At 67.9% G+C, this 9924-nt stretch carries 11 protein-coding genes and 1 riboswitch; of the genes, 6 read left to right on the forward strand and 5 right to left on the reverse strand.

Translation table 11 applies throughout. The features are described from left to right. Nucleotides 1–449 (forward strand): peptide-methionine (S)-S-oxide reductase MsrA (msrA, locus tag DBR20_RS22545; protein WP_258223177.1); only part of this gene is annotated, 449 nt, incomplete at its 5' end. Nucleotides 450–663: 214 nt separating this feature from the next. After that, complete coding sequence (locus tag DBR20_RS02325; protein WP_108265058.1) at nucleotides 664–2106, forward strand: PLP-dependent aminotransferase family protein; 1443 nt, start codon at nucleotides 664–666, stop codon at nucleotides 2104–2106. A gap of 82 nt (nucleotides 2107–2188) precedes the next feature. On the opposite strand, the gene bioD is transcribed toward DBR20_RS02325, so the two are convergent. Then, complete coding sequence (gene bioD / locus DBR20_RS02330; protein ID WP_108265050.1) at nucleotides 2189–2875, reverse strand: dethiobiotin synthase; 687 nt, start codon at nucleotides 2873–2875, stop codon at nucleotides 2189–2191. Nucleotides 2876–2942: 67 nt separating this feature from the next. On the opposite strand from bioD, the gene DBR20_RS02335 reads away from it, so the two are divergent. Both DBR20_RS02335 and DBR20_RS02340 read left to right on the forward strand, forming a co-directional pair. Continuing rightward, nucleotides 2943–3425, forward strand: coding sequence for a GAF domain-containing protein (locus DBR20_RS02335; RefSeq protein WP_108265051.1), 483 nt, complete (start codon nucleotides 2943–2945; stop codon nucleotides 3423–3425). Then, on the forward strand, nucleotides 3422–3784 hold the full coding sequence (locus DBR20_RS02340; protein ID WP_108265052.1) for a TfoX/Sxy family protein: 363 nt from the start codon (nucleotides 3422–3424) through the stop codon (nucleotides 3782–3784). The genes DBR20_RS02335 and DBR20_RS02340 overlap by 4 nt, the downstream gene beginning before the upstream one ends. A gap of 84 nt (nucleotides 3785–3868) precedes the next feature. Here the strand turns inward: DBR20_RS02340 and DBR20_RS02345 are convergent, their stop codons facing one another. Further along, the gene (locus DBR20_RS02345) at nucleotides 3869–4447 is read right to left on the reverse strand and encodes a histidine phosphatase family protein (RefSeq protein ID WP_108265059.1); all 579 of its coding nucleotides are present in this window, start codon (nucleotides 4445–4447) and stop codon (nucleotides 3869–3871) included. A 176-nt stretch (nucleotides 4448–4623) separates the two neighbouring features. Beyond that, nucleotides 4624–4845, forward strand: a riboswitch (cobalamin riboswitch). A gap of 117 nt (nucleotides 4846–4962) precedes the next feature. Here DBR20_RS02345 and btuB point away from each other — a divergent pair. Next, nucleotides 4963–6804, forward strand: a complete 1842-nt coding sequence (btuB, locus tag DBR20_RS02350) for a TonB-dependent vitamin B12 receptor (protein ID WP_108265053.1) — start codon at nucleotides 4963–4965, stop codon at nucleotides 6802–6804. Nucleotides 6805–6924: 120 nt separating this feature from the next. Here the strand turns inward: btuB and gph are convergent, their stop codons facing one another. The 3 genes from gph to DBR20_RS02365 are packed head-to-tail and all read right to left on the reverse strand — an operon-like array spanning nucleotide 6925 to nucleotide 9361. After that, nucleotides 6925–7593 carry a phosphoglycolate phosphatase gene (gph, locus tag DBR20_RS02355; RefSeq protein ID WP_108265054.1) on the reverse strand — a complete coding sequence of 223 codons (669 nt, stop codon included), beginning with the start codon at nucleotides 7591–7593 and terminating at the stop codon, nucleotides 6925–6927. Nucleotides 7594–7643: 50 nt separating this feature from the next. Continuing rightward, nucleotides 7644–8435, reverse strand: coding sequence for a class I SAM-dependent methyltransferase (locus tag DBR20_RS02360; protein ID WP_108265055.1), 792 nt, complete (start codon nucleotides 8433–8435; stop codon nucleotides 7644–7646). Next, nucleotides 8432–9361, reverse strand: coding sequence for a LysR family transcriptional regulator (locus tag DBR20_RS02365; protein WP_108265056.1), 930 nt, complete (start codon nucleotides 9359–9361; stop codon nucleotides 8432–8434). The genes DBR20_RS02360 and DBR20_RS02365 overlap by 4 nt, the downstream gene beginning before the upstream one ends. Before the next feature lie 105 nt (nucleotides 9362–9466). Here DBR20_RS02365 and DBR20_RS02370 point away from each other — a divergent pair. Then, a partial coding sequence (locus tag DBR20_RS02370; RefSeq protein WP_258223178.1) for an NAD(P)H-binding protein occupies nucleotides 9467–9924 on the forward strand: 458 nt, incomplete at its 3' end.

Consider the following 9924-nt stretch of genomic DNA (forward strand, 5'->3'; position numbering starts at 1 on the left):
CCGATGCCCGCTATGAGCGCGTCAGCGGTGGCCGCACCGGCCACGCCGAAGCGGTGAAGGTGGACTACGACCCGCGCCAGGTCAGCTATGGGCAGCTGATGCAGGTGTTCTTCTCGGTGGTGCACGACCCGACCCAGCTCAACCGGCAGGGGCCCGATCATGGCAGCCAGTACCGCTCGGCGATCTTCGTCGATGACACGCGCCAGCAGGCAGCAAGCCGCGCCTACATCGGCCAGCTCGGCCAGGCGGGCAGCTACCGCGCGCCGATCGTTACCCAGGTGGGCAGTGGCCAGCGCTTCTACCCGGCCGAGAGCTACCACCAGAACTACATGAGCAACTACCCGCAGGCCGCGTACATCCGCTACTACGACGCGCCCAAGCTGGCCGCGCTCGGCAAGCAGTTCCCGGCGTTGTACCGCCGCGATCCGGCGCTGGTGCCGATGCGGTGACACCCCTTCTTCTGTAGAGCCGAGCCCATGCTCGGCTGCTGTTGGCGGAAGAGCAGCCGAGCATGGGCTCTGCTCTACACACAACAAAAAAAGACGCACGGCCACAGGGCCGTGCGCTTGGGAAGTATCGGCCCGGCCCCGATCAGGCCGGGCCGACAACGACATGCTAGGCTCGTCGGCATCATGGGTACAGAGCCAGATGCGGGTCGATTCGATGGATACAGAAGACACCACCACGATGATTCCACCCCGCTACCAGCGGCTGTCGGACGAGCTGGCTGAAGCCATCCACGGCGGACGCCTGCCGGTCGGCAGCCGGTTGCCGTCGCTGCGGCAGATGGCTTCGCAGCGCCAGCTCAGCCTGAACACCGTGATTGCGGCCTATCGCCAGCTGGAAGACGCCGGACTGGTCATTCCGCGGCCGAAGGCCGGCTTCGAGGTTGCGCCGCGACTGTCGGCACCGCAGCGATCGCTGCGCGATGCACCGTCAGCACCCACTGCGCCGCTGCAGCAGGTGCTGATGGCCCGCGTGCTGGAAGCACAGCGCCGCCCCGGCGTGGTCGACCTGGCCTTTGCCGGCCCGCGCGGACGACAGTTCTACCCGGGCGCGCAGCTGGCCCGGCACACCGCGCAGGTACTGCGCCATGGCCAGCAGACCGTGGAAACCTACGCCCGTCCCAACGGTTCGCAGCGCCTGCTGGCGCAGATCGTGCGGCGTGGCCCACGGCTGGGCCTGCATACCCATGCCGAGCGCCTGCTGCTGACCCATGGCGCGATGGAGGCACTGCAGCTGGCCCTGCGCGCGGTCACCCAGGCCGGTGATGCCGTCGGCATCGAGGCGCCCTCGTACTTCAACCTGTACCCCTTGCTGACCACCCTCGGTCTGCAGCCGATCGAACTGCCAACCCATCCGCAGCGCGGCCTGGACGTGGATGCGCTGGAAGCACTGCTGGAGCACACACCGCTGGCGGCGCTGGTGGTGATGCCGACCGTACACAACCCTCTGGGCTGTACGATGCCGATCGCCGACAAGCAACGCTTGGCCGAGCTGGTCAACGCACGCCAGCTGCCGCTGATCGAAGATGCGGTGTACGCCGAACTGCAGTTCTGCGAGCCGCCGGCGCCCTTGCTGAAGGCGTTCGACCGCGATGGTTGGGTGATGGTGGTCGGTGGCTTTTCGAAGACGCTGGCACCGGACTACCGGATCGGCTGGCTCGATGGCGGACGCTTCGCCGAACGCATCGCGCTGCTCAAATTCCAGTCCACCGGCGGCGAACCGCAGCTGCTCGGTGATGCGGTGGCCGCCTACCTGGAAGCAGGCAGTTACGAGCACCACCTGCATCGCATGCGCCGGTTGTACCGCGAGCAGGTCGGTCGCCTGCGGCAACTGGTCGCTGAGCACTTCCCTGCCGGCACCTGCGCGACCGAGCCGCAGGGAGGCTTCCTGCTGTGGCTGGAGCTGCCGGGCGTGGACACCCGTGAACTGTTCGAGCGCGCACTGGCAGAGGACATCGTGTTCATGCCGGGCCAGGTGTATTCGCGTGGCGCGCGATACCGGCATTGCCTGCGGTTGTCGTGCTGCCAGACCCTGGACGCGCGCTTCATCGGCGCAGTGGAACGGTTGGGTGCGATCGCGCGGGAGCTGGTGGCGCGTTGATGGATCGGTAGCGCCGGGCCATGCCCGGCGGCTTCTCTGCTTACCGCGCTGCGCGCTCGCCGGGCATGGCCCGGCGCTACCCTCACGCGTTGTGCAGGTACGTGCTCAGCGCTTCGCCACCAGCTTCCGGCAGATACGGCAGCCGTCCCCAGCAGGGCATCGGCAGGCGCTGCTGCAAGGTCGCGAAGTTCTCATCCTGGCGCTGCATCGACGGATCGATGTGGTTGCCGATCCAACCCACGCAGTCCACGCCGCTGGCCTGCAGCGATTGTGCGGTCAACCGCGCGTGGTTGACGCAACCCAGGCGCATGCCGACCACCAGCACCACCGGCAGCCGCAGCGCACGCACCAGGTCAAGCTGGTCCAGCTGCGCCGACAGCGGCGCCAGCCAGCCGCCCACGCCTTCGACCACTACCACGTCGGCCTGTGCGCGCAGGCGTTCGAAGGCCGCCACGATCGGTGCCAGTTCGATGCGCACGCCATCTTCTGCCGCCGCCAGCTCCGGCGCCAACGGCTGGCGCAATGCGTAGGGGTTCAGATCGGCATAGTCCGGCACCGGCAGACTGGCGGCCTGCAGTGCCAGCGCGTCGTCGTTGCGCAGCCCCTGCCCCAGATCGTGGCTGCCGCTGGCCACTGGCTTCATGCCGACCGCGCGCAGGCCACGCCGGCGCAGCGCGTGCAGCAGCGCGGTACTGGCGGCGGTCTTGCCGATCTCGGTATCGGTGCCGGTGACGAACAGGGCCGTCGGCAACGTGGCAGGCAGGGACATCGCAGGCTCCAGCAGGGCAACAGAGGCTGCATTATCGCTGGCCCGGCACGCTTGCTAGACTGCGGCCATGTTCGCCAACGCCTCGCTCACCGGCAGCAAGCCGGAACAATACGCCCAGCTGCTGGAACAGGCCCGTGGCCTGGTCTACGGCGAGTCCGACCGCATCGCCAATGCGGCCAACCTCGCTGCACTGGTCTACCACGCCCTGCCCGACCTGAACTGGGTGGGTTTCTACCTGTATGACGGCAAGGAACTGGTGGTCGGTCCGTTCCAGGGCCTGCCGGCCTGCGTGCGCATTCCGCTGGACAAGGGCGTGTGCGGTGCGGCCGCCAGCCAGCGTGTGACCCAGCGCATCGAAGACGTGGAGGCCTTCCCCGGCCATATCGCCTGCGATGCCGCATCGCGCTCGGAGCTGGTGGTGCCATTGGTCCGGGGTGAGGAGCTGATCGGCGTGTTCGATATCGACAGCCCCATCGTCAGCCGCTTCGATGCTGAAGACCAGGCCGGTCTGGAAGCCATCGCCCACGTGTTCGTCGGAGCGCTGGCGTGAGCGCGGTCAAGCTGCGCAACATCGGCCCGAAGAGTGCGGCATGGCTGCGCCAAGTGGGCCTGCGCAGCCGCGAGGACCTGGTCGCCATCGGTGCCGTCGGCGCCTTCGTCAAGGTCAAGCGCGCCGGCTTCAAGCCCAGCCTCAACCTGCTGTATTCGCTGGAAGGTGCGCTGCTGGACTGCCACTGGCAGGAACTGAGCGAACCGCAGCGCACCGCGCTGGTGCAGGACTACGAAGCACGTATCGCGGTGCATCCGCTGAAGGCGGCAGGTCCGGCATCGGGCCCGGTGCATGAGCAGCGCTTCGACGCCGAGGACGACGGCGAAGAAGGCATGGCCGAAAGCACCGACGAGGATTGATCGGTAGCGCCGGGCCATGCCCGGCGAGCGCGTAGCGCGGGTGATGTGGAATCCGCCGGGCATGGCCCGGCGCTACCGACTTCGTCAGGGCTGCTGCAGCTCCAGCAGCTCACCCACGAGCCCGGCTTCACTTCGCTCGACCCACACGCGCAGGCGCGTGCCGTGGTCGATGCGCAGCGCCCAGCACAGCGACATCGGCAGGCCACACACCTGCGACAGCACCATGCGCAGCGGACCGCCGTGGCTGACCACTACCGTCGGCGCCGGGTCGTCGTCATCCAGCAGTCGATCCAGCGCGCGTGCGATGCGCCGTTCGAAATGACCCCAGCTCTCGCCATGCGGCGGCGGAAATCCGTGCGGATCCGCGTGGAAGGCGGCCAACGCGTCTTCCGGCAGGTCGAACAGCGATTGGCCATCCCAGTCGCCGAAATCCAGCTCTTCCCACTCCTCGTCCGCCTCCACGTCCAGCGCGCGCGGTGTGGCCAGTGCCATCGCCGTATGCAGCGAACGCAGGCGCGGCGAACTGATCACCCGTTCCCACGACTGCCCGGCATAGGCATCGACCAGCTCCTGCGGCAGCCGGGCCAGCTGCGGCGGATCGCTGCGGCCATCGAGGAACTCATCGCGACCGTTGCCGGCATGGCGGACCAGGTCGAGGATCATGCGCGTGCCCAGTACGGGCGGCGCGGGTACAGCGGAAAACAGACGGACATCGGCAACGGCACCACGATAATTCGAGCTGCATTCTAGGCGCTGGCGCAGGTCTGCTGCACCGTGCAGGCACATCTGCACCTGATCAGCCGAGCAGGTTCGGCGCTACCGGCCGGCCGCGATGCCGTAGACTGCGCGCACTTCCAGGTGACCTGCGGCCCTGCCGGCAGGTTGAAACGGGAAGCCGGTGACGCGTGACAACACGCCATGCCGGCGCTGCCCCCGCAACGGTAAGCACGTCAGTTCCAGGCAACCCGCCACTGTGCCGCAGGCATGGGAAGGCGCCTGGACGGTGGCCTTGGGCCACCCGGCGGCGAGCCCGGAGACCGGCCCGGAAGCCTCAGGTCGCGATGCGGTGGGCATGGCGCTGGATGTCTGTGGCGATGGCCGCGGCATCGGCGCGTGCCTGCCTGTTGTGACTCCTCCCCTTCGCTGCGCGGGCGTGCGCGGCACCTGGAGTCCCCCCGATGAAACTGCAGTCCCGAATGCTGTCCCTGGCCGTGCTGGCCGCTCTTCCTGCGTTGGCCCTGGCCGAAGATCGCGCCGCCGACCTCGATCAGGTGCTGGTCACCGCCACCCGCACGCCGATCGCCCTGCAGGACAGCATTGCGCCTGCGCAGGTGATCGACCGTGCGCAGATCGAATCCAGCCAGGCCACCTCGCTGCAGGAACTGCTGCAGGGCCGCGCCGGCATCAACCTGACCAATTCCGGTGGCCTGGGCAAGCAGAGCTCGCTGTTCCTGCGTGGTACCAACTCCTCGCATACCGTGGTGCTGGTCGATGGCGTGCGCATCAACAGCGCCGACCTCGGCCTAGCGATGTACCAGGATCTGCCGCTGGCGCAGATCGAGCGCGTGGAAATCGTGCGCGGCCCGCAGTCCAGCCTGTACGGTGCCGACGCCATCGGTGGCGTGATCCAGATCTTCACCCGCCGCAACCAGGGCGATTTCGCTCCACACTTCCAGCTCGGCGGTGGCAGCAACGGCCTGCGTGAAGCCAGCGGCGGCATCGGCGGAGGCACCGAGCGCGGCTGGTTCGGCGCCGACATCGCCTACCAGCATTCGGACGGCATCGATGCCTGCCGCGGCTCGGCCACGCTGTTTGCCGGCTGCTTTGCCGATGAACCCGACCGCGACGGCTACCGCAACCTGTCCAAGAGCCTGCGCGGTGGCTACAACCTGAGCGACCAGTGGACCGTGGAAGGCAGCGCCCTGCGCGCCGACGGCAAGAACCACTACGACGGCTACTACAACTACTCCGAGACCCGCCAGCAGGTGCTGGCCGGCAAGGTGCGCTACACCCCGTCCGAGCAGCTGACGCTGACTGCCAACGTCGGCCGCAGCGACAACGAGTCCGACAACTTCGGCGATTTTGGTGCACGCGGCAGCGCACAGACGCACCGTGACAGCGCCTCGCTGCAGGCCGACATCGGTGTGGCCGAAGGCCAGCTGCTCAGCGCCGGCGTGGACTGGAGCGAAGACAACCTGGACGGCAGCAGCGCCGGTTACCTGGTCGACAGCCGCCGCAATACCGGCGTGTTCCTGCAGTACCAGGCGCGCTTCGGCCGTCACCAGCTGCAGGCCAGCGCACGCAACGACGACAACCAGCAGTTCGGCAACCACGCCACCGGCAGCCTCGGCTGGGCGATGGAGCTGGGCCACGGCCTGCGCGTCAACGCCAGCTACGGCACCGCGTTCAAGGCGCCGACCTTCAGCGACCTGTACGACCCGTGGAGCGGCGTGCCGACGCTGGACCCGGAGAAGTCCAAGAGTGCCAACCTCGGTATCTCGCAGCAGGGCCAGGGCTGGCGCTGGGGCCTGGACGTGTACGAGACCCGCATCGATGACCTGATCACCTATGATGCGGCCACCTTCCGCATGCAGCAGGTCGAAAAGGCGCGCATCCGCGGTGCGGAACTTACCGGCGGCGCTACCGTGGCCGGCTTCGACATCAACGCGCAGCTGAGCTTCACCGACCCGCGCAACCGCACCAGCGGCAGCACGCAGTTCGACAACTGGCTGGCACGCCGCGCGCAGCAGACCGCGCGCCTGGACATCGACCGCCGCTTCGGCGACTTCCGCACCGGCCTGACCGTGCAGGGCGCGGGCAAGCGCTACGACGATGCCGCCAACGCAGTGAAGGTCGGCGGCTACGGCACGCTGGATCTGCGCGCCGAATATGCGCTGACCCCGGCATGGTCGGTGCTGGCGCGGGTGGCCAATGTGTTCGACCGCGAGTACGAGACCGTGGCGTGGTTCAACCAGCCCGGCCGCGAGTACCAGCTGAGCGTGCGTTACCAACCGAAGTGAAAAGAGGCGTCGGGCATTGCCCGGCGCCCCTTGATGCCATCGACGCATGGCATCGATCTACTTGTAGAGCCGAGCCCATGCTCGGCTCAGGCATCGAAGCAGCCGAGCGCAGGCTCGGCTCTACACCGGAATGCCTGCAGCCAGGCCCGGCAATTCGCGCAGGTCGTCGATCACCGCAACCGCGTGCGCGTTGTCGAGGTCCAGTCCGCGCGGATAGCCGTAACGCACCAGCGCGATCGGCATGCCGGCGTCTTCGGCGGCGCGATAATCGGTAAGCGAATCGCCCACCATCAGGCATGCATCGACGGGCAGTTCGAAGTGCGCGGCGATATGCCGCAACGGCTCACCGCTGGGCTTGCGCTGCGGCAGCGAATCACCGCCCAGCACCAGCGCGAAGGCCTCGGCGATGCCCAGGTGCTGCAGCAACGGCGGCACCAGCGCGGCCGGCTTGTTGGTGCAGATGGCCAGCGGTACGTTCAACGCGCGCAGTTGCGCCAGCGCTTCGACCACGCCATCGAACAGCTGCGGGCTGCGCAGCAGGCATTCGCGGTAGTGGACCATGAAGGTCGGCATCACCGCTGCCAGATCGATCTCGCGCCCGGCAGCCTGCACCGCCTGTTCGACCAGCCGGCGCACGCCGTCGCCGATCCAGCCCAGCACGGTGGCTTGGGGGACGCGCGCCAGGCCGATGTCTTCCAGCGTGCGGTTCAGTGCTTCGGCGATATCGGCGGCACTGTCGACCAGCGTGCCATCGAGGTCGAACACGACCAGCGGATAGGGATACGACAAGGGACGGCTCACTCGTGCAACGTGGGGCCGTCCATTGTACGCCCGCGCCTTCAGCCGACCCGGCGTGCGCGGGTGGCCAGGAAGGTGGGCAGATAGCGGTCGATCAGGAAGCGCGGCTGCGGTTGCCAGTCTTCCATGAAGCGATCGATGACGAACCCTGCATCCAGCTGCCCGGCGATCAGATCACCCAGGCTGTGACCGAATGTCAGCGCTTCGCCACGGGCCAGCTTGGCCTCGCGTGCGGCCGGGTCCAGGTCTTCCAGGTCGGAATAGGGAATCGCGTACTGCGGGCGGATCAGGCCCTGCTCGCTCAACTGTGCGTCACGCGCAGCGACGAACACCACCGGATTGTAGAAGCTGGCCATCAGCAGGCCATCGCGCGCCAGCACCCGATGGCACTCGCCCCACACAGGGCGCACGTCGGGCACATACAGGTTCGAGATGGGATGGAACACCACGTCGAAGCTGTCGTCGGCAAAGGCCTGCAGATCACGCATGTCACCCTGCACGGTGCGCAGCGACAGACCATCGCGGTCGGCAACGGCGCGGTCCTGCGCCAGCTGCCCATCGGAAAGATCGAACACGGTCACCTCGGCGCCTGCCGCAGCAAGCACGGGCGCCTGCTGGCCACCGGCCGAGGCCAGGCACAGGATGCGCCTGCCACGCACATCGCCCAGCCAATCCAGCGGCAGCGCGCGCGGCGTCAAGTGCACCTGCCAACGCCCCTCGCGGGCGGCGGCAATCGTTGCAGCATCCACCGGTCGCGACCACTCGCGCACCTCGCTGGCCTGGCGGTCCCAGGCAGCACGGTTGTGGTCGATCAACGCCTGTCCATGGTTCACGTGTTCTCCTTGCCCGAAGGGCGCCAGTCCAGATCCTGGAAGGCCGGGCTCGCGAAGCACTCGGCGAGGAAGTCCAGGAATCGCCGCATGATAGCGGGCTGCTGTCGACGCGACGCGTACACCGCATGGATGCCGAGCTCGTCCAGGCTGTACTCGGGCAGCAGTTCGATCAGTTCGCCACTGCGCAGCAACGGCGCGACCTGGTAGGTCGGCAACATGGCGATGCCGGCATTGGCGCGCACGGCCTCCAGCAGCAACGATGCTTCATTGGCACTGATGTTGCCGCCCACCGCAACCGACAACGAACGCCCTTCGCGATGCAGCTGCCATAGGCTCTTGCCGACGTAGTGATGGGTCAGGCAGTTGTGCGCGGCGAGATGTTCAGGTGCAGTCGGCGTGCCACGTGCCTGCAGATAGGCCGGCGTCGCGCACAGCACCGAGCGGCAGATCGCCAAGCGACGTGCAATCAGGCTGGGATCGATCTGCCGTGCGATGCGCACCGCCAGATCGACGCGCTCCTCCACCAGGTTGACCGTGCGGTCGACCAGCAGCAGTTCGATGCGGGCGGCCGGATGGCGCTGCACGAAGGCGGCCACTGCGCGCGCCAGATGGCTCTGCCCGAACGACACGCTGGCAGTGATGCGCAGCGTTCCGTGTGGCTCGGGATCGTCGCTGGCCAGCTCGCCCTGCAGTTCCTCGCCGATCGCCAGCATCTGCCGGAAACGCGCCAGCGCGGCTTCACCGGCCCCGGTCAGGCTGACCCGCCGCGTGGTCCGGTGCAGCAGCCGCGCACCCAGCCAGCCTTCGACTTCGGCCAGGTAGCGGCTGACCATCGCCCGCGACATGTCCAGCACCTCGGCGGCGGCGGTCAGGCTGCCGCGCTCGGCCACTTCGACGAATACGGTCATGGCGGTCAATCGGTCCATCTGCTCGATCCATGCAACAAACAAGCGCGTTATACGCTGTTTTTCGAGCGACTGCAGCGGCCTACAGTGGCCTCATTCCCCAGCCCTACCCCACGGAGTCCTGCCATGAAGATCGCCCTCGTCGGTGCCACCGGCAACATCGGCCGCCAGATCGCCCGCCACGCGCTGGCCAACGGCCACCAACTGACCGTCATCGTGCGCAGTGCGCAGGACCTGCCGGGCGAGCTGGCCGGCGCCCATCCGGTCATCGCCTCGCTGGATGACCAGGATGCCCTGGTCGCCGCCATTGCCGGCCACGATGTGCTTGCCAGCGCCTACGGCCCGCGCCCGGGCGACGACATCGGTCGCGTCGGCGAGGTTGCCGCACAGCTGGCCGACGCCGCCCGCAAGGCCAACGTGCCGCGCCTGGTGGTGGTCGGCGGTGCCGGCAGCCTGGAAGTCGCCCCCGGCGTGCAGCTGGTCGACACCCCCACCTTCCCGGAGGCCTACAAGCCCTACGCGCTGGCCCACCGCGAAGCCTTCAACCGCCTGCAGGCAGTGGATGACCTGGACTGGACCTTCTT

Origin of the sequence: Stenotrophomonas sp. HMWF023, assembly GCF_003060985.1 — a bacterium.
GTDB lineage: Bacteria > Pseudomonadota > Gammaproteobacteria > Xanthomonadales > Xanthomonadaceae > Stenotrophomonas > Stenotrophomonas lactitubi.

What these genes read in the sequence shown, in the direction of transcription:
- DBR20_RS02325 (WP_108265058.1), top strand. Translation starts at nt 664, where the DNA reads ATGGATACAGAAGACACCACCACGATGATTCCACCCCGCTACCAGCGG.
- bioD (WP_108265050.1), bottom strand. Translation starts at nt 2,875, where the DNA reads ATGTCCCTGCCTGCCACGTTGCCGACGGCCCTGTTCGTCACCGGCACC.
- DBR20_RS02335 (WP_108265051.1), top strand. Translation starts at nt 2,943, where the DNA reads ATGTTCGCCAACGCCTCGCTCACCGGCAGCAAGCCGGAACAATACGCC.
- DBR20_RS02345 (WP_108265059.1), bottom strand. Translation starts at nt 4,447, where the DNA reads ATGATCCTCGACCTGGTCCGCCATGCCGGCAACGGTCGCGATGAGTTC.
- btuB (WP_108265053.1), top strand. Translation starts at nt 4,963, where the DNA reads ATGAAACTGCAGTCCCGAATGCTGTCCCTGGCCGTGCTGGCCGCTCTT.
- DBR20_RS02365 (WP_108265056.1), bottom strand. Translation starts at nt 9,361, where the DNA reads ATGGACCGATTGACCGCCATGACCGTATTCGTCGAAGTGGCCGAGCGC.